Here is a 17,510-nt window from a genome sequence, read left to right as displayed (position 1 = left end):
AAGGGCAGGACTGAATCTCTTCCACGAGGTGAATCCCAGCCCTTTTTTTGTAGCTGAAAAAGTGTAGACGAGCAAGGACTGGTTTAATATAGAAGCAACATGAAAGCAGCAGGTACTAGGAGAATGGTGAATGGGTGTTGGGAATAGTGCGTGGCGTAGGATACAGGAGCCTGGCACCGATCACTTAAACATCGTTAAAAACAAAAACTACTAAAGTTAATTCCACATTATTAACATTGCTCCAAATTAGTTGTACAATATGACATGAAATACATAAAAACAAACTCAGGGTTAGCCGAGCAGTAGAGGAGGAATTTCAGTGCGAGAGAATTTAATAGAGTTTAGAAATGTATCATTTCGATATGGAGAAGAAGAGCCTTGGGTTTTGAAGAATTGTTCTTTTAATATATTTAAAGATGAGTGGGTAGCCATCATAGGACATAATGGCTCAGGAAAATCTACGATTGCAAAGCTAATGAATGGATTATTATTTCCGCAAGAAGGGGAAATATACATTAATGGTCAATTGGTTAATGAAGATACGATTTGGGAAATACGAAAAGAAGTAGGAATGGTATTTCAAAATCCAGATAATCAGTTCGTCGGTACTACCGTTCAGGATGATGTTGCTTTTGGTATGGAAAATAGGGGTATTGCTAGGGAAGAAATGATAAAACGAATTGATGAATCTTTAACGGCGGTTGGTATGCAGGACTATCGATTGACGGAGCCCCATCGGTTATCTGGAGGACAGAAGCAACGAGTGGCTATTGCTAGCGTATTAGCGATTTCACCTGAGGTTTTAATTTTAGATGAAGCAACAGCCATGCTGGATCCTAAAGGTCGTTTGGAGATTATGAGTACAGTAGCAAACGTACAGGAACAAAAGGAACTATCATTAATAACTATTACCCACGATCTTCGAGAAGTAGTACAAGCTGAACGCGTAATTGTCATGAATGAAGGAGTAATATGGGATGAAGCAAAACCGAGGGAGATATTTACCAAAAAAGACGGGTTACGTAAAATAGGATTAGATGTTCCGTTTATTGCTATATTGGCAGAAGAACTAAATAAGACAGGTATGGCTATTATCAATGAACCTTTAAATCATAATGAATTATTGGAGGACCTATGGACATTACATTCAAAGATGTAACTTATACGTATCAGGAAAACTCTCCCTTTGCACATACTGCTATAGAGAACTTATCATTCCATATACCGTCAGGATCCTTTGTAGCTATTATCGGACATACCGGATCTGGCAAATCAACATTAATACAACATTTAAATGGTTTAGTGAGACCAAGTAAAGGTGAGGTCCAAATTGGGGATTTCCGATTAACTAAGGAAGAAAAGCCAAAAAACATGAAAGATCTACGTAGTCGTGTCGGTGTTGTATTTCAGTATCCAGAACATCAATTATTTGAAGAAACCGTTGCTAAGGATATAGCTTTTGGACCAGAAAATTTTGGTGTATCTAAAAGTACCATTGATAAGCGAATTAAGGAATTAATTCCTGCAGTAGGTCTTTCCGAAGAACTGTTGGAACGTTCACCATTTGACTTAAGTGGAGGACAAATGAGAAGAGTAGCTATTGCAGGTGTATTAGCTGTAAAACCAGATGTACTTGTATTAGATGAACCAACTGCAGGCTTAGATCCACGTGGTCAAAAAGAAATAATGGAGATGTTTTATGAACTGCACCAGAAGGAAAACTTAACTACGGTATTGGTCACCCATAGTATGGAGGATGCTGTTAAATATGCTGATCAGGTCATTATAATGAATAATGGCACAAAGTATATGGAAGGTATGCCAGAAGAGGTATTTACGCAGCAGCATGCATTAAAAAAGGTTCATCTGGATGTTCCTGAAATGATTGAATTCTTGTATGCATTTGAACAACGTTTTGGGAATCCTATCCCATTTAAACGACAATCTGTACAACAATTGGCCAAGGAGATTCAGCAATTGATGAAAGGAGCTGAATCCCATGAATAATTCCTTGATCATAGGTCAATATGTACCCGGGAATTCTGTTGTACATCGATTAGATCCTCGTACAAAAATAACAATTATTTTCCTGTTTGTAATTTTCGTGTTTTTTGCTAATTCGGTGCCTAGTTATGGCTTGTTAGCAGCATTTGCTATTAGTACAACACTTATAACAAGAATTCCTATTCGATATATACTAAAAGGATTGACCCCGGTATGGTTTTTAATAGCATTTACGTTTATATTGCACATTTTTGTCACGAAAGAAGGATCCGTCTTATTAGAAATTTTCACATTTGAAATCTATACAGGCGGTATTATTCAAGGACTGGCAATATCGTTACGTTTTTTCTTGTTAATTCTTGTAACATCTTTATTAACATTAACAACTACACCAATTGAAATAACCGATGCAATAGAGGATATGCTTCATCCATTGAAAAAAGTAAAGTTTCCTGTACATGAACTGGCGCTGATGATGTCCATCTCATTACGTTTTATTCCAACGCTAATGCAAGAAACGGAAAAAATTTCTAGAGCACAAGCATCTCGTGGTGTTGATTTTAGAACTGGTCCGCTTAAAGAACGAATAAAAGCAATTGTTCCTTTGCTGGTGCCACTATTTGTCAGTGCATTTAAACGCGCTGAGGAACTGGCTATGGCGATGGAGGCGCGAGGATATCAAGGTGGGGAAGGGCGTACGAAATTACGTGAATTAAAGATAGAATCACGAGATATTTTCGTGTATATTATTTTTGCATGTGTAATTACGGCTTTATTTTTAACTAGAACGTACTAGAAAGAAGGGCTGGATAGGTTGAAGAAGATAAAATGTGTTATAAGTTATGATGGTACCAATTTTAAAGGGTATCAAATCCAGCCAAAAAAACGGACGGTACAAGGTGAATTGGAACAAGCGCTTAAAAAAATTCATAAAGGTACTCCAATACGTATTCAGGCGTCAGGTAGAACAGATACAGGTGTCCATGCCAAAGGACAAACCATTCATTTTGAAACAGACTATAGCCTCTCAAGTTATAATTGGATAAAGGCGATGAATACGCTTCTACCAGATGATATCTATGTAAAAGAAGTAGTGGAGGCATCTAATACTTTTCATGCAAGGTACGATGTCATCGAGAAGGAATATCATTATTTCATTTGGAATGAAAAAGAGACCGATGTATTTAAACGCAATTATGCCTATCAGTTTCCTTACCATTTAGATATGAAGGCAATGCAAAAGGCTTGTGCTTTTTTTGAAGGTACACACGATTTTACGACGTTCTCTTCCGCTAAAGCAACCATTATGGGAAGTAAAGTCCGCAATTTATTTGAAGCATCATGTAGACAAAATGGGAAAGAAATTGAATTTATTTTTCGGGGAAGTGGCTTCTTATATAACATGGTTCGTATTATGGTAGGAACAATATTAGATGTTGGGCAAGGTAGACTTGATCCAGATGACATTCCAGTATTACTAGAGAAGAAAGATAGAAGAGAAGTTGGTTTAACTGTTCCCCCTCAAGGCTTATATTTATGGCAAGTAAAGTATGAAGATGGGGAATCTAGTGAATCATAATTTAGTAATATCATTTCCCGGGAAATGTCGACAATTTACTCCATTATTTTGCCGAAATATGAGTTTTCAAAGATATAAGATAAAAATGCTATCCTTTTCTATAAAATACTTAAGAATCACTTGACATATACCCCTGTTTTGGTATATTATGATCTATGGCATTTTATTTCTAAAACCGCGATTAGCCCCGGAACTAATTGTGTTGAAAATATAGGAATAACGAAACTAAAAATGAATTTTTGACTAATGGAGGGAAACCAATCATGCGCACAACTTTCATGGCGAATGAAAATAATATTGAACGCAAATGGCTTGTTGTGGATGCTGAAGGCCAACGTTTAGGTCGTTTAGCTAGTGAAGTGGCTGCAATCCTTCGTGGAAAGCATAAACCAACTTACACTCCACACGCTGATACAGGTGATAATGTAATCATCATCAACGCTGACAAAATCGAATTAACAGGTAAAAAATTAAGTGACAAAATGTACTACCGTCATTCAGGACATCCAGGTGGATTAAGAGAACGTACTGCTGACGAAATGCGTACAAAATACCCTGAGCAAATGTTAGAGCTTGCGGTCAGAGGAATGCTTCCAAAAGGTTCTTTAGGACGTAAAATGGGTAAAAAATTACATGTATTCAGAGGTTCTGAACACAATCATCAAGCACAAAAACCAGAAGTTTACGAACTTCGTGGATAATTAAAAGGAGGTTAATCAATTGGCACAAGTACAATACTACGGCACAGGACGTCGTAAAAGTTCAACTGCACGTGTACGTTTAGTACCAGGAACTGGTAGCGTAAAAATCAATGGTCGTGAAGCAAAAGACTATTTCCCATATGAAACACAACTTCTAATTCTAAACCAGCCACTTAAGGCTACAGAAACAGAAGGCACTTATGATGTATTAGTAAACGTTGATGGTGGAGGATTTACTGGCCAAGCTGGTGCTATCCGCCACGGAATCGCTCGTGCTCTTCTAGAAGCTGATCCAGAATATCGTGCTTCTCTAAAACGCGAAGGATTCTTAACACGTGACGCACGTATGAAAGAACGTAAGAAGTACGGTCTTAAAGGCGCACGTCGTGCACCTCAGTTCTCAAAACGTTAATATTTATTACGTTTCAAAGGCTCTCCACCAATTTGGTTGGGGGTCTTTTTTATTGTAAATTAGTATTTATCAAAGGACTGAGATTAGATTTATATAAAAAATTGTTTGGAGAAATTCCAAACCATTTTACTGATAGCTCGTTAGCTTTTCTGGATTTAAAGTTATATAGATTTCATTGATTGTATTATTTTCGATATAAAAGCTAATGACACTGTGCAACTTACCTTCCATAAAAAATAATATAGAAGGCTGACCGTTTACTTTCCTAATTTCATATCCATAATCATTACCCGCTTTTTTTATTAACCCATTCAGGAAAGCAGAAACCTTATTACGTGACTCAATTGGTCGTAAGGCTGCAAGTACTTTACCGCCTCCATCAGAGAATAGCGTTATGTTATCCGATAATAGATCAAGTAATTGTTCTTTGTGCTGCATTTGAAGTGCTGTAATAAATTGATCAATAACATACTTGTTTTTATCATAGTGTAAGCTCTCGTTTTCTACTTTCACTAACTTCGCTTTTGATCTACCATAAATCTTTCTACAATGTTCTACTTTTTTATCTACTATTTCCGAGATTTCAATATAAGGTGAGTCAAAAACATCTCTTAAAATAATAACCGCCCTTTCCACAGGAGATAGGTTTTCCATCATGCGTAAATAAGCAATAGACAGCCCTTCTTTTTCAAGCAAAATATCGATTGGATTATCTTCTTGATGGTTTTCCATTATTAATGGTTCTGGATTCCAAGGTCCAATATACTGCTCTCTTTGAACTCGAGCGGATTTTAACACATCCAAACAACGATTTGTCATCATTTTGCACAGATAAGCTTTCTTATTATCAATTTTTTCTTCATTGACATTGTAAGCACGCAAAAAAGTTTCTTGTACGATGTCCTCTGCTTCTGTTATAGAGCCAAGAAGACGATAACCTAAAGAAAATAATAATGGTTTATATTTTTGGTACTCCTCATTACTAATTTGCATCCAATTCCCCCATCATTTCTTTTGCAGATTGTTTACCAGTAGCTATTGCTGCATCTGATAATATGGAATATGGAGAAGCCCAATCACCAGCTATAAATAAGTTTCGGATGGCTGTTTTTGAGTTCCGCAGCATATCCTCATCTCCAACAAGTGGTAATCGTTGGCTCACTGTAATGTTTGGTAAAAATCTACTTGTTATTTCATAATTACGCCAACCCGGCTGAATTCTTTCTAAAAAATTTTCAAGCTCCTGCTTTATTGTTTTGAAGTCTACATTTTCTTCTGGTTTGTGGTATTTTAATACATGTAATATATGACTATTTCTTTCTTCTGAAAGCTTTGCGTATCTTGAATGTAAAGAATAGTAATAAGGTTGATCCATTCTCAAAGTGAAAGAATTATTAGGTTGTGGTAATTTTCGTAATGCTACATCTAATGTTGCGGCTTTAACTGGTATGATTTCATCAAGAAAGCTATCTAGTGTAGTATTCATTAATAAATGATTTAAGTGATGCGGATCTCCGGTATAAAGTACTTGCTTAGCATGTATGACATCGTTAGTTAAAGTAAGTGTAAATGAATTATTCTCCTCCACAAAAATCTGTTTTACTGTTGATTGTTTTTTTATCTGTACGCCATGAGTAATAGCTTGATTATGAAGTTGATCAATGATTGTTTGCCACCCGTAATCTACATATAGAACTCCTGATAATACACGCTGTAAATGTGTTAAAATGACTTTTGCACTTGCTTTGTCTGGCGCATCACAGTATGTTGCTAAGCGTGCGAGTGTGTATAACAGAGTTTGAATGGTCATCACATTTGAAGTCTTTAATACCCATTCTTTAAAAGTAATATCGTCCATATTTTCTATATTTGTTTTACTTATTTTTAATATAACACGAATCCATGCTACTCGTTCCCTCCAACTTAATAGGTTAGTTGAAAATATGCTAAGAGGTGAAAAAGGTGCTTTATATATTTGATCTTCGTTAATTAACCATCCTCCTGTTTTAGGGGAGGATCCATCTAATTGGATTCCTAAATCATCAAGAATTGGCATTGCTGCTCCTCTTTTATATAAAGCATGAGGTCCCAAGTTAAAATTTTGCTTTTGTATGAGATCTGTTTTGGCTCTTCCCCCATAAAATTTACTTTTTTCTATGAGTAAAACTCGTAATGAAGACCTACCTAAATAATTGGCTGCTACATAACCAGCAAGCCCACTGCCTATAATTACTACATCCCATGTTTTATTCATATTACTTCCTCCTTTTAACCTTTTATACGCAAGACGAGGAAAAGGTAAGAGTTGTGACAAAGGATTATAAAAAAAGTTTGTGTTAGGATGTAACAATTTCATGATACGATCGTTTTAATACATGAAGGGGGGAAAGTTGGTTGAAAAAGTTCATATTTAAGGAATTATTCGAAGCATACCAGCTTCCTCTATTTCGTTATTTATTACAAATGAGTAGAAACCGTGAGATTGCGGAGGACTTGTTGCAAGAAACCTTCTACCGAGCGATGGTTTCTTTAGATGTAAAAAGTATGATGCAAGCGAAAGCGTGGCTTTTTCGAGTTGCTAGAAACTTATATATTGACACTACAAGAAAGAATAAAACAGAAATGAAGTTAGTGGAACGATTGAAGAAACATTTTAACCCTTCGAGTGTGATAGGGTGACCCAGAGCAACAGTTGGAAAAGAAAACGAGGCAGGAAGAATTAGAAGAAGTTTTAGGGATGTTACCGGAAAATATGTGTACGATTCTCTACCTTAGAGAGGTGCAAGGATTTACGTATAAGGAACTTGCTGTAACAATGAATCTGACCGATAGTCAAGTAAAGGTGACGCTACATCGAGCGAGAGAAAAGTTTAAGCAATTTGACGAGCGGTTACGGAAAGGGGATGAAGCTAATGTCAGAAGATAAGGTGTTAAAATCCTGGAATGATAAACAGAAACTAGATAAAAAGCAGGCGAGGAAATTGGTTTGGAAAACAAGACTTTCTATAGGGTTTGCGGTTGTGCGTGTGTTATTTATCATTTTCTTACTATATACAGCGTATATGTTAACGATAAGTATTTACTATAATCAATCAGGAAATAGCCAGGATTTTGAACGGTTTGTCAGTACGTTGGTCGAAACTAGAAATCCAGGGATTAGTGTAGAATGGGACAGATTTGATACAGAAATAAGTCCATTGCTAACCCAAAAAACTAGCGCTACACTGTATCGCCATATTGGAGACTGGGAAGTTGCTGTTGGAGAAGTTACTGCAGAAAAAATATTATTTAATCCAATTTACTATTCCATAGAATATAACAACAAATATATAAATGAATCTTCTCCATACTATGTAGTTCCACCGGACTTACTTGGTAGAAATTTCGAAGTAGAAGCTGATAATAGCCTGTTAAGTCAATTGGAGAAAATGGAGGATGGTTATGTCGTTCAGGTTCTTTTATCGACAAAGAAAGGAATGGATCCAGAGGCATTACGAAAAATTCTTTCTGCGTATGATATTGAAATATATCAAATGCCGATTTATGCAGGAGAATTAACCAATTTTGAAGTAAATAATTTTGGGAGCTCGAACCATGTTTCTGTGGATTCATTGATGTTACGTCCACAAATTGTATATGGGGAAGAAAACAGCTGGACATCGAGACTGCGATCACTAACAGATCAAGAGTCACTAAAAAAGTCTGTAGCTCAAGTCCCTAAAGACCTGGAGTGGTTAGTGGATCAAAGGAACTACTTTGATAAAGAAACCGATGTAAAACGATTAGCGTATATAAAAGAAAATGGTATTCAAGTATACGGAGCAACAGTTACTGGACCGGTCCGAGAAATTGAACGACTTATGGAAGAGGAAATGCTTCATCAGTTCCAATTAGGTGGTATTGAAGTGTGGAATTGGACTGAAAAATAACTTCGTGGAATTTTCTCTGAAGTTATTTATAAAAGTATGAAAATAATTTATTATTTTACTATGTGAATAATGGAGGTGTACGTATGATAAAGGAATTAAATATTGAACACGATTATCGCGAAATTTTCGATCTTTCACAATTTGCATTTCAATATCAACTTTCTGAAACGGATCTGGATAAGAAACGTAAGGAAGCTCGGAGGCATATTATATGGGGGTATATGGATGGAGATACTACAGCGGCAAAACTTCATTTAATCCCATTGTCCTGTTATATCGGTGGGAAAGCATTTAAAATGGGTGGAATAAGCTCGGTAGCAACATGGCCGGAATATCGTAGAAAAGGGATAGTAAAGGAGCTACTAGCACATGCGTTGAAATACATGAAGGAAAACGGACAAACGATTTCGTATCTACACCCTTTTTCCGTTCCTTTTTATCGCAAATTTGGTTGGGAAATTGCTTTTAATGAAAAATCCTACACTATACCAATGGAGAAGTTAAAAAAGAACTGGGATGGCCATGGTTATGTGCGAAGGATGTCACCAGACTATAACATCTTAAATCAGATCTACTCTGAGTATGCCAAAGCATACACAGGGATGCTTGTACGGGATGAAAAATGGTGGGAGCAGCGGGTATTAAAAGATAGTATGCATATTGCTGTTGCGTATAATGAGGAAGAAACACCTGAAGGGTATATTATTTTTGAAGTAAAGGATAAAGTATTTTCTGTTGTGGAAATGGTCAATCGTTCATTGAATGGGTTGAGGCTATTGACCCAGTTTATAGCTAATCATGATTCCATGGTACAAAAGGTTGAAATGATCGCTCCAGAAAATGATACATTACCACTCTTAATCGAGGACCCGAGATTTGAACAAAAAATTGAACCTTACTTCATGGTTCGAATCGTAAATGTGTTTGAATTTCTCAAACATTATCCATTTGCAGCAGCTAATCATAGTGTTTCATTACATATTCAAGATGATTTTTTATCAGAGAACAATGGAACATATGAGATCAAACGAACAGAAGTAGATTCAAATGTAACATGTACCCGGGCAGACAATCGATCGGTAAAAAGGGTATCATGTAGTATTCAACACCTTACTACCTTGTTTTTTGGATATAAACGACCGATGGAATTGTTTAACCTTGGACTTATTCATGGACCAAAGGAAGAAATAGAAAAACTCGAGGAGATCATACCGAAACAACAACCTTTTTTTGCGGATTTCTTTTAATTGGAGTGTACTATCCCCCCTCTTTTTTCAGGGGGGGTATTTTTAGGTCTTAAGTACCTATATTTTCAAAATAAAAAGAAAACAATAGAAATTTGTTGAATTTTAAGGTAAAATTGGAAAAAACATGTGTGAACAAGCCATAAGTGAAAAAGGATGAATTCGATGACTTATTCTATTCATTTAATCAAACTATTCTTCGCAATCGACGACCATGTCTTTCGAATTAGAAGGGCTGAAACTATTAAAAACCTTTGGAAACTGGCGATCTTAGTAAGTTTTTTTAGTGTGGTTATTTATGCATGGATGGCATTGTTGGGTATTGGTTCAGACCTTATTTCTAGTAATGCTGTACATTTATCCTCACATGAATATGAACTTCGTAAGTTTTGGTTCATTATTGGAAGGATTAGTTTTTCAATCTTACTAGCGGTAGTAGTATTATTTATACCTTCTTTCATTTTTTATCTTGTAACATCAATTCCTTATCGGAAATTAGTTTTGATGCAATTAATCGTACTATCTGTAATGCTTCTAGAGAGAGTTATATGGATTCCCTTTTTCTTATATGTAGGATTAGATTGGTATGTTTCCCCGTTATCGTTTGGGATTATTGCTTCCTATATGACTGAAAATCCGTTTCTTATTTATTTGTTTGGTTCAATCTCACTATTTCAATTATGGATAATCTGGTTCCAAATAAAGTTTCTCCAAAAATTATCAGCAACGAAAAAGCTGTGGATATGGGTAACGGTAATTTTATTACATATTGCTTTCTGGATTGTGACTGCATTATTAGCTGACACTGATGTTAACTTGATTGGTAGGTGGTTTGAATAATGCGGAAAAAACTTATTTGGATAGCTATTCTATTATTTATAGTAACCAATGGAATATTAGTGTGGATGGATGATGACGGAAAAGTTAATCGAAAGGCTCACGTTTCGGATTGGGACATGACATTTGAAGCGGATCTCTTTGATACGGTGGAAGCTCCTGGAGTTATCGCATACTCCGGTGAAAGTTACGTGTATTTTGATGAAACTGCCGGTAGCTTTCAAGGTTTTTCATTGGAAGAAGGAAATGAAATTAATGTCGGGGATCCACTATTTACGTATCGTGTAAACGATTTTGCTGAAACGGAAGCCTTCCTAGTAAGCGAATTGGAAAAAGTCAACGGAGAAATTACCGCGATAGAGGATGCGATAACTGAAATGGTGGCATATGAGATTCCTCGTCCAACTATACCGGTGATAAGTCAGGGTGAAGAAGATGAGAATGAGAATATATCTCCTCCTCGTGAACCTGTTGAAGCAGACCTATTAAAGAAGCAGTATCTTATTGAGAAGGAAATGGAGCTTTCTGCAAGGAAAGAGCAGGCACTAAGTATTCAATCTCAGTTAGAGGAACTTCAATCAAATGGAGATACAATTACTGTAGAAAGTCCGTATCAAGGGAAAGTAAAAACGATCTCGACGACGTTAAGCGATCCTCTCATTGTTATCGAAGATACAAAGTTAGTGGTACAGGGTGAGCTTCAAGAGGATGAACGTAAACAAGTGGAACAAGGATTGCCTGTTCACATTGATGTGTCGGATAGTGATGATCATCACTATCAAGGTGTTATTGAGGAAGTGGGAGTTTCTCCGGTTGATGGCGCTGAAATAACAAACGAAAGTAAATATGCGTTTGAAGTTTTGTTTGATGATGGAGAAGAATTAGATGCACTGTTACCTGGTTATCATGCAGACATATCGGTAATTTTAGATGACGCAATGAATGCGACGGTAGTTAGGGAAGATAGATTGTTTGATGATCATTTGTGGAAATTAACTGAAGTAGGTAAAATACAAAAAGTACCTGTTCAATCGGGTATTCGTATGGATGGTAGTGTTGAAGTCAAGGATGGAGCATCCACAGGTGAATGGATCTTAACAGAAGAGTTAAGTTCCGTTTATGCTGATACGACATTTGTGACTCCATTTAAAATTACAAAAGCACCGTGGCTAAAGCTTGGTGATTATGAGAATTGGAAAAAATATTTGATCATAGGTATTCTTTCTAGATAAAAGAGATCGTTCGCATATCAAATCGCACAGTATTTTTTACTGTGCGATTTTGTTATGTATTCCTTGCAACAATTCACTTGTTGTATTGGAAGAAGTATTTCTATGGATGAAGGTGTTTTATGAAATAACATAATCCATGTCTGGTTCATGTTGATAGAATGGAACTCGCTCTCAATTTAATCTTGTCATAAAGCGATAACCTGTCCCATAGAATAGGAAAAGGATTAGGATAAGGGGCGAGTAGGATGGATCGTTACGGAAAATTAGTCATTTGGTTGCTTGGCATTATTGTGCTAATTGTCTTAGTACAAATTCCGATTTTGAATACAACAGAGAATACTTGGGGAACATGGTCACTTCCGTTATCAGGTAAGACCATTGTGATTGACCCTGGTCATGGAGGAGTGGATGGAGGAGCGGTCGGTAAAGATGATACTCTTGAAAAAGATATTGCGTTAGAGGTTTCGAAAAAATTACAAGATTATTTGCAGCAAGCAGGTGCGCTCGTATATTTAACTAGAGAGACAGATAAAGATTTAGCAGCGGAGGATACAAAGGGATTGTCGAAGCGAAAGGCGGAAGATATTCGGAAAAGAATGCAGTTTATCCATGATAAAGATGCAGATTTTTTCTTATCTATTCATTTAAATGCTACACCTTCATCACAATGGAAGGGAGCTCAAACGTTTTATTATCCCAAATCGGAGGAAGGAAAACATTTAGCCAAAATGGTTCAAGATGAAATCACTCGTAATTTAGAAAATACAAAGAGATCCGCATTATCGATTAATCATCTTTACTTATTGAAGAATGCAGAAATCCCCGGTGCGTTAGTTGAAATTGGATTTTTATCCAATGTTGAAGAACGGGAGCAATTAAAACAAGATGATTATCAACGACAAATGGCAGGTAGTATATATACAGGGATTTTAAGATTTGTTACAGAGGAGCCAAAGGATGTAGAGGAATAAAAAGGAAAACCCTTCCACGATTCATATCACTTAGGTTTTACGTGATTTGTGTTATACTAGCGTTGGACAAACTATAAAGTTTACGAAGCTAGGATAAGGAAGGTGGACTTACAATTGTTAACTAAAGAAGAAGTAGTACAACTCCTAAACCCTGTAAAAGACCCATTTTTACATAGAACACTAGAAGAAACTGGTGGGATTTCAGAAGTAACGATAAAAGAAGAGAAAAAGCATATAAGTGTTAAAGTTGCGATAGGTAAAACAAATACCGCCGAACAAATGCAGTTGCAGCAAGAGTTAGTTGGTATTTTAAAGAAAAATGGAGCAACAACTGTTGGGTTGCGATTTGAGCAGCTTCCGGATGAAGTAATTAAAAAATTCCAACCTGCAATGCAAAATGCACAAGAAAAAACGTTGATGGGTGGAAATAAGCAGCCTCACTTTATTGCTGTCGCAAGTGGAAAGGGTGGCGTCGGGAAATCGACTGTTACCGTTAACCTAGCAATGGCATTAATGCGTTTAGGTAAAAAAGTAGGAATTATCGATGCTGATATTTATGGCTTTAGTATTCCTGATATGATGGGTGTAGAAGAAAGGCCTGTAGTTCGAGCAGAAAAAATTATCCCTGTAGAACGATTTGGTGTGAAATTAGTTTCTATGGGCTTCTTTGTTGAAGATAATTCGCCAATTATTTGGCGTGGCCCAATGTTAGGTAAAATGCTGAACAGCTTCTTTAAAGAAGTGGAGTGGGGCGATCTAGATTACCTTCTACTTGATCTACCACCAGGTACAGGTGACATCGCTATGGACGTTCATGAGTTATTGCCTTCCTGTAAAGAAGTTATTGTCACAACGCCACACCCAACTGCCGCATTTGTTGCAGCGCGTGCTGGTCAAATGGCAATTAAAACAGAACACGAAATATTAGGTGTTGTGGAAAACATGGCATACTTCCAAAGCAAAGTAACTGGCGAAAAAGAATATGTTTTCGGTCGTGGCGGCGGACAAAAGCTTGCAGAGGTTTTGAAAACGAAAGTATTAGGTCAATTACCACTTCAACAGCCATATGAAGAGGAGGATGTTTTTGCTCCTTCTGTTTACCAGGAAGACCATCCACTTGGTAAGGAATACCATAAAATTGCAGCAAAAGTAATTGCAAAAGTAGAAGAATAAACATTTAAAAAGCTAAGACATAACCCATTCATTGTGTTATGTCTTAGCTTTTTGTGGTAAAGGCATTAACTTCCGCCACCGCCTGAGCCGCCGCCAGAGTCACCGCCTTCTCCGCCGCCACCACCGGATTGACCACCGCCTTGCCCTTGACCACCTTGTTGGCCACTTCCTTGCTTTTCAGCAGCCTTTAAAAGGATATCCTGAATTTTGGCTTGGAATAGCGGTGATTCAAACGTTTGTTGTATTGTTTCTTCTAAGTGCGACCGAAATTGTTGGCTTTTTAGCGTTTGTAACATCTGATCCGTCATTTCAGGATTCTGCAATAAATCAAGCATTTGTTTTTGATACTCCGAATCCTTTAACAGATCAGTCATTAATTTTTTTTGGTCCTCTTCAATTGATTTTACATAAGTTTCCACAAATTTTGGGTCTTCAAATAACTTTTTCCACATTTCTTTTCCCTTATCCGAAGTAAGGGTTTCATTTATAGCTTGTTTAACAGCATTGGATTCAATGACAAGTCTTTCCTGCATCTTTTCATCAGCTAAAATTTCACCCAATGCTTTTTTTCCATCTTCGGTTTGTAGTATATCAACAACCATTTTTTTGGTTGCGTCATAGTCGGTTTCTTTATTAGCGCTCTCCCCACCACAAGCGCCGAGGAATAGTAACATTCCAAAAACAAATAAATAAACGATACGCAGCATCCAAAGAATCCTCCTTCCGCTTATAATTAATATGGGTTTAAAAATAAAAAATATGCACTTCAAAAAGGAAAAAAACATGTGTTCATGTTAAAATACGATTGGACATATTTTGAAGAATAATTTTATTGAATAAGTTGACATACATAGTGTGTGCAGTAGGAGGAAATAGTATTGAATAGTCGGAAAGTCGTTGGATTGTTTTTAAAAACATTAGCTATTGGTGGAGTTACTGGTCTTTTAACCAGTTTCTTTGTGAAAGCTGAGGATTATCAAGAGTACTTAAGTCCATTTAATTTCATGGAATTAATTGGGTTAATTGTTTTTTTTATCGGCCTAGGACTAGTGTTTAGTGTAGTTAGTCAAACTGGCTTTTTTGCATATTTATTTGTAAATCGTTTAGGTCTAGGACTTTTCCGTTCCTTTTGGCCAACAGTTCAAGTTTTGGTTATAGCATTTGTTGCATTTGATCTCGTGTACTTCCCGTACCAAGCAACAAAAGGGGAGGTTTCCATTCTTTGGTATTTACTTATGTCGGTTGCACTTCTCGTGTATAGTTGGTTCATTGCTAGGATTAAGGCTAAAGAGACAAATAAACGTGCTTTTATACCGGCACTATTTTTTATGGTTGTGATTACAACGGTTGAATGGGTCCCTGGTCTAAGAACAGAAGGGACAGACTATGCTTGGTTAATGATAATCCCATTATTAGCTTGTAATACGTACCAACTTCTGATTCTTCATCGTTTACAAAATGATGCTACAGGTAGCAATAATACTACTAAAGCTAAAAAAGCATAATTAAAACCTGATGATTAATGTACATAATCATCAGGTTTTTTCTAATCAACTATTTTAGATTCGGCATGTGCTTGGTTCATCAGTTCTGATATAGTCACATACTTAAATCCTTTGTTTTTTAATCCAGGAAGTATTGTTTTTAAGGATTCGGCTGTTTGTTTTACAGAATCGGAGGCATGTAATAAAATAATATCTCCATTTGCTGTCTGTTCCATGACATGGTTAGTAATTTCTTGTGTGCCAGGATTTTGCCAGTCATTTGGATTCACGTTCCAATGGACCACTTTATTCCCTAGACTTTCGGCTAACTCAATAATTTCTTCATTAAGATGCCCACTTGGTGCGCGGACAAGTTCCATTTTATCATACCCAAGCTTACGGAATATTTCTTTTGCATATAGTAAATCTTTCCTCACTTGTTCTATGTCCTGTTCTAAATAGCTTTTATAACGGTACCCTAACATACCAAGTTCATGTTTTTCTTCTGTGATCTTTTTTAGAATATCTGGATGCCGTTCAGCCCATTCACCACTTACGAAGAAGGTGGCTTGTACTTGGTGCTGCTCAAGTTGTTTCAGGATATCAAAGACTTTTTCTTCTCCCCAGCTTATATTAAAAGTTAATGCAATATTTGGTTCATCTGCATTTCCTTTTGTTAGTGCAACTGATTTATCTTTTGAGAAGATGGAAAAAGCCCCATTTTGCTCAAACGATAAAAAAGTTGCTGTAAACAATGCGAAGGCTATAACTACTAACCAACGTTTCCAATTTTTAAAACGCCAAACATAGAAATGCTGCACTTTACCAACTCCTATTCAACTGCATGTCCTATTACATATGTGTATGATACTGTATTGGAAATATGAACATACAAATGAAGGTATGTTATAAAAGATTGACTAATATATGGATAAAACAGGTTGTGTTCTGGGTACAGTAGGTATGTAATATTAGAAAATATTACTTCCATACATAATAATTTTAATTTCAGGATATGTTAATTAATGAACTATGGATAAATTTGAGGTGATGTAATGCTAGGATTTATGATTAACGAAATAGAACAAAAAGAAATGGAATACCTAGTAAAGCGTGAGCTTGATGAACTATTAATGGATATGGAAGACCACCGAATTGATCGTATGGTAAAGTATGCAATGATGGAGAGGTATAAAATCCTTTTTCAAATACTTCGGCGTGTCTCTAATGAGAAAGAGTGCATGAAATACATACCTAAACGAAGCAAGAACCAATAATGCATTTTTGTGACTAACTAAATAAAACGTTGTTCAAACCAAAACAAAAAAATACATTTTTGCTATGTGTTTTTTTGTTTTTTATATTGATTTTCTAATTTACCTATGATATATTAATTTCTGTTGTCAGTTAAACAAAACAAGCAAATAAATTTAAAAACAAATTTAAAAAAACTTGTTGACATTTAATTGCTACTATGTTAAATTATATCTTGTCGCTAAAAACGACGCAGAAACAAAATTGATCTTTGAAAACTGAACAAAACAACCAGTATGTCAAGAAAAACAACCCTGTTTTTCTTAAAAGCAACAAATCTAGAAGCTAGTGTTTCTAGTAGCTAAGAACTTTCATATGATTGATTGGTGTCAATCATATACAAACTTTTTTGGCAAACAATAAGAACTTGTTCTTATTTGCACAAGTGCAACTTCACTTTTGAAAATACCAAAAGTGAGTTTTCTATGGAGAGTTTGATCTTGGCTCAGGACGAACGCTGGCGGCGTGCCTAATACATGCAAGTCGAGCGCGGGAAGCAAGTTGATCCCTTCGGGGTGACGCTTGTGGAACGAGCGGCGGACGGGTGAGTAACACGTGGGCAACCTGCCTGTAAGACTGGGATAACTCCGGGAAACCGGGGCTAATACCGGATAATACTTTTTACTTCAT

The 17,510-nt window shown here is 36.4% G+C and carries 19 protein-coding genes, 1 rRNA gene and 1 pseudogene; 17 read left to right on the top strand and 4 right to left on the bottom strand.

Annotation, left to right across the window (positions count from 1 at the left end):
* Positions 1 to 319 precede the first annotated feature (319 nt).
* From ACFSTA_RS19655 to rpsI, 6 genes are all read left to right on the top strand, one after another.
* Positions 320 to 1,159, top strand: coding sequence for an energy-coupling factor ABC transporter ATP-binding protein (locus tag ACFSTA_RS19655; RefSeq protein ID WP_377558537.1), 840 nt, complete (start codon positions 320 to 322; stop codon positions 1,157 to 1,159).
* Positions 1,135 to 2,007 carry an energy-coupling factor ABC transporter ATP-binding protein gene (locus tag ACFSTA_RS19650; protein WP_377558536.1) on the top strand — a complete coding sequence of 291 codons (873 nt, stop codon included), beginning with the start codon at positions 1,135 to 1,137 and terminating at the stop codon, positions 2,005 to 2,007. Before ACFSTA_RS19655 ends, ACFSTA_RS19650 begins: the two co-directional genes overlap by 25 nt.
* Positions 2,000 to 2,800 carry an energy-coupling factor transporter transmembrane component T family protein gene (locus ACFSTA_RS19645; RefSeq protein WP_377558535.1) on the top strand — a complete coding sequence of 267 codons (801 nt, stop codon included), beginning with the start codon at positions 2,000 to 2,002 and terminating at the stop codon, positions 2,798 to 2,800. Before ACFSTA_RS19650 ends, ACFSTA_RS19645 begins: the two co-directional genes overlap by 8 nt.
* An 18-nt stretch (positions 2,801 to 2,818) precedes the next feature.
* The gene (gene truA / locus ACFSTA_RS19640; RefSeq protein WP_377558534.1) at positions 2,819 to 3,583 is read left to right on the top strand and encodes a tRNA pseudouridine(38-40) synthase TruA; all 765 of its coding nucleotides are present in this window, start codon (positions 2,819 to 2,821) and stop codon (positions 3,581 to 3,583) included.
* Between the two features lie 263 nt (positions 3,584 to 3,846).
* Positions 3,847 to 4,284, top strand: coding sequence for a 50S ribosomal protein L13 (gene rplM, locus ACFSTA_RS19635; protein ID WP_377558533.1), 438 nt, complete (start codon positions 3,847 to 3,849; stop codon positions 4,282 to 4,284).
* Positions 4,285 to 4,303: 19 nt separating this feature from the next.
* Positions 4,304 to 4,696 (top strand): 30S ribosomal protein S9, encoded by a 393-nt coding sequence (rpsI, locus tag ACFSTA_RS19630; RefSeq protein WP_377558532.1) that lies wholly within the window; start codon positions 4,304 to 4,306, stop codon positions 4,694 to 4,696.
* 126 nt (positions 4,697 to 4,822) lie between these two features.
* Here the strand turns inward: rpsI and ACFSTA_RS19625 are convergent, their stop codons facing one another.
* Both ACFSTA_RS19625 and ACFSTA_RS19620 read right to left on the bottom strand, forming a co-directional pair.
* The gene (locus tag ACFSTA_RS19625) at positions 4,823 to 5,689 is read right to left on the bottom strand and encodes an RNA polymerase sigma-70 factor (protein WP_377558531.1); all 867 of its coding nucleotides are present in this window, start codon (positions 5,687 to 5,689) and stop codon (positions 4,823 to 4,825) included.
* On the bottom strand, positions 5,679 to 6,950 hold the full coding sequence (locus tag ACFSTA_RS19620) for a phytoene desaturase family protein (protein ID WP_377558530.1): 1,272 nt from the start codon (positions 6,948 to 6,950) through the stop codon (positions 5,679 to 5,681). The genes ACFSTA_RS19625 and ACFSTA_RS19620 overlap by 11 nt, the downstream gene beginning before the upstream one ends.
* A gap of 140 nt (positions 6,951 to 7,090) precedes the next feature.
* Here ACFSTA_RS19620 and ACFSTA_RS19615 point away from each other — a divergent pair, with 140 nt between their 5' ends.
* From ACFSTA_RS19615 to ACFSTA_RS19580, 8 genes and pseudogenes are all read left to right on the top strand, one after another.
* The gene (locus tag ACFSTA_RS19615; protein WP_377558529.1) at positions 7,091 to 7,375 is read left to right on the top strand and encodes an RNA polymerase sigma factor; all 285 of its coding nucleotides are present in this window, start codon (positions 7,091 to 7,093) and stop codon (positions 7,373 to 7,375) included.
* A gap of 10 nt (positions 7,376 to 7,385) precedes the next feature.
* Positions 7,386 to 7,622 (top strand): annotated as a pseudogene (locus tag ACFSTA_RS19610) (sigma factor-like helix-turn-helix DNA-binding protein); the annotation flags it as partial.
* Complete coding sequence (locus ACFSTA_RS19605) at positions 7,609 to 8,625, top strand: anti sigma factor C-terminal domain-containing protein (protein ID WP_377558528.1); 1,017 nt, start codon at positions 7,609 to 7,611, stop codon at positions 8,623 to 8,625. The pseudogene ACFSTA_RS19610 and the gene ACFSTA_RS19605, both read left to right, overlap by 14 nt.
* Before the next feature lie 83 nt (positions 8,626 to 8,708).
* Entirely contained in the window at positions 8,709 to 9,872 is a 1,164-nt protein-coding gene (locus ACFSTA_RS19600) for a GNAT family N-acetyltransferase (RefSeq protein ID WP_377558527.1), read from the top strand.
* 162 nt (positions 9,873 to 10,034) lie between these two features.
* The gene (locus ACFSTA_RS19595; RefSeq protein ID WP_377558526.1) at positions 10,035 to 10,709 is read left to right on the top strand and encodes a hypothetical protein; all 675 of its coding nucleotides are present in this window, start codon (positions 10,035 to 10,037) and stop codon (positions 10,707 to 10,709) included.
* A complete protein-coding gene (locus tag ACFSTA_RS19590) occupies positions 10,709 to 11,938 on the top strand; it encodes an efflux RND transporter periplasmic adaptor subunit (protein ID WP_377558525.1) in 1,230 nt (409 codons plus the stop codon). Before ACFSTA_RS19595 ends, ACFSTA_RS19590 begins: the two co-directional genes overlap by 1 nt.
* A 245-nt stretch (positions 11,939 to 12,183) precedes the next feature.
* Positions 12,184 to 12,909 (top strand): N-acetylmuramoyl-L-alanine amidase CwlD, encoded by a 726-nt coding sequence (cwlD, locus tag ACFSTA_RS19585; RefSeq protein ID WP_377558524.1) that lies wholly within the window; start codon positions 12,184 to 12,186, stop codon positions 12,907 to 12,909.
* A gap of 114 nt (positions 12,910 to 13,023) precedes the next feature.
* Positions 13,024 to 14,082: an Mrp/NBP35 family ATP-binding protein gene (locus tag ACFSTA_RS19580; RefSeq protein WP_377558523.1), complete on the top strand. Its 1,059-nt coding sequence runs from the start codon at positions 13,024 to 13,026 to the stop codon at positions 14,080 to 14,082.
* 65 nt (positions 14,083 to 14,147) lie between these two features.
* Here the strand turns inward: ACFSTA_RS19580 and gerD are convergent, their stop codons facing one another.
* Entirely contained in the window at positions 14,148 to 14,789 is a 642-nt protein-coding gene (gene gerD / locus ACFSTA_RS19575; RefSeq protein ID WP_377558522.1) for a spore germination lipoprotein GerD, read from the bottom strand.
* A gap of 171 nt (positions 14,790 to 14,960) precedes the next feature.
* Between gerD and ACFSTA_RS19570 the strand changes: the two genes are divergently transcribed.
* Positions 14,961 to 15,587 carry a KinB-signaling pathway activation protein gene (locus tag ACFSTA_RS19570; RefSeq protein ID WP_377558521.1) on the top strand — a complete coding sequence of 209 codons (627 nt, stop codon included), beginning with the start codon at positions 14,961 to 14,963 and terminating at the stop codon, positions 15,585 to 15,587.
* A gap of 41 nt (positions 15,588 to 15,628) precedes the next feature.
* Here ACFSTA_RS19570 and pdaB read toward each other — a convergent pair whose 3' ends face one another.
* Positions 15,629 to 16,387: a polysaccharide deacetylase family sporulation protein PdaB gene (gene pdaB, locus ACFSTA_RS19565; protein ID WP_377558520.1), complete on the bottom strand. Its 759-nt coding sequence runs from the start codon at positions 16,385 to 16,387 to the stop codon at positions 15,629 to 15,631.
* 234 nt (positions 16,388 to 16,621) lie between these two features.
* Here pdaB and ACFSTA_RS19560 point away from each other — a divergent pair, with 234 nt between their 5' ends.
* Together ACFSTA_RS19560 and ACFSTA_RS19555 are read left to right on the top strand one after the other, a co-directional pair.
* A complete protein-coding gene (locus tag ACFSTA_RS19560; protein WP_377558519.1) occupies positions 16,622 to 16,843 on the top strand; it encodes a hypothetical protein in 222 nt (73 codons plus the stop codon).
* Between the two features lie 459 nt (positions 16,844 to 17,302).
* A 16S ribosomal RNA gene (locus ACFSTA_RS19555) occupies positions 17,303 to 17,510 on the top strand; the annotation flags it as partial.

The sequence above is a fragment of the Ornithinibacillus salinisoli genome (genome assembly GCF_042684965.1).
Taxonomy (GTDB): Bacteria; Bacillota; Bacilli; order Bacillales; family Amphibacillaceae; genus Ornithinibacillus; species Ornithinibacillus salinisoli.
This window is presented reverse-complemented; position numbering and strand designations above follow the sequence as displayed.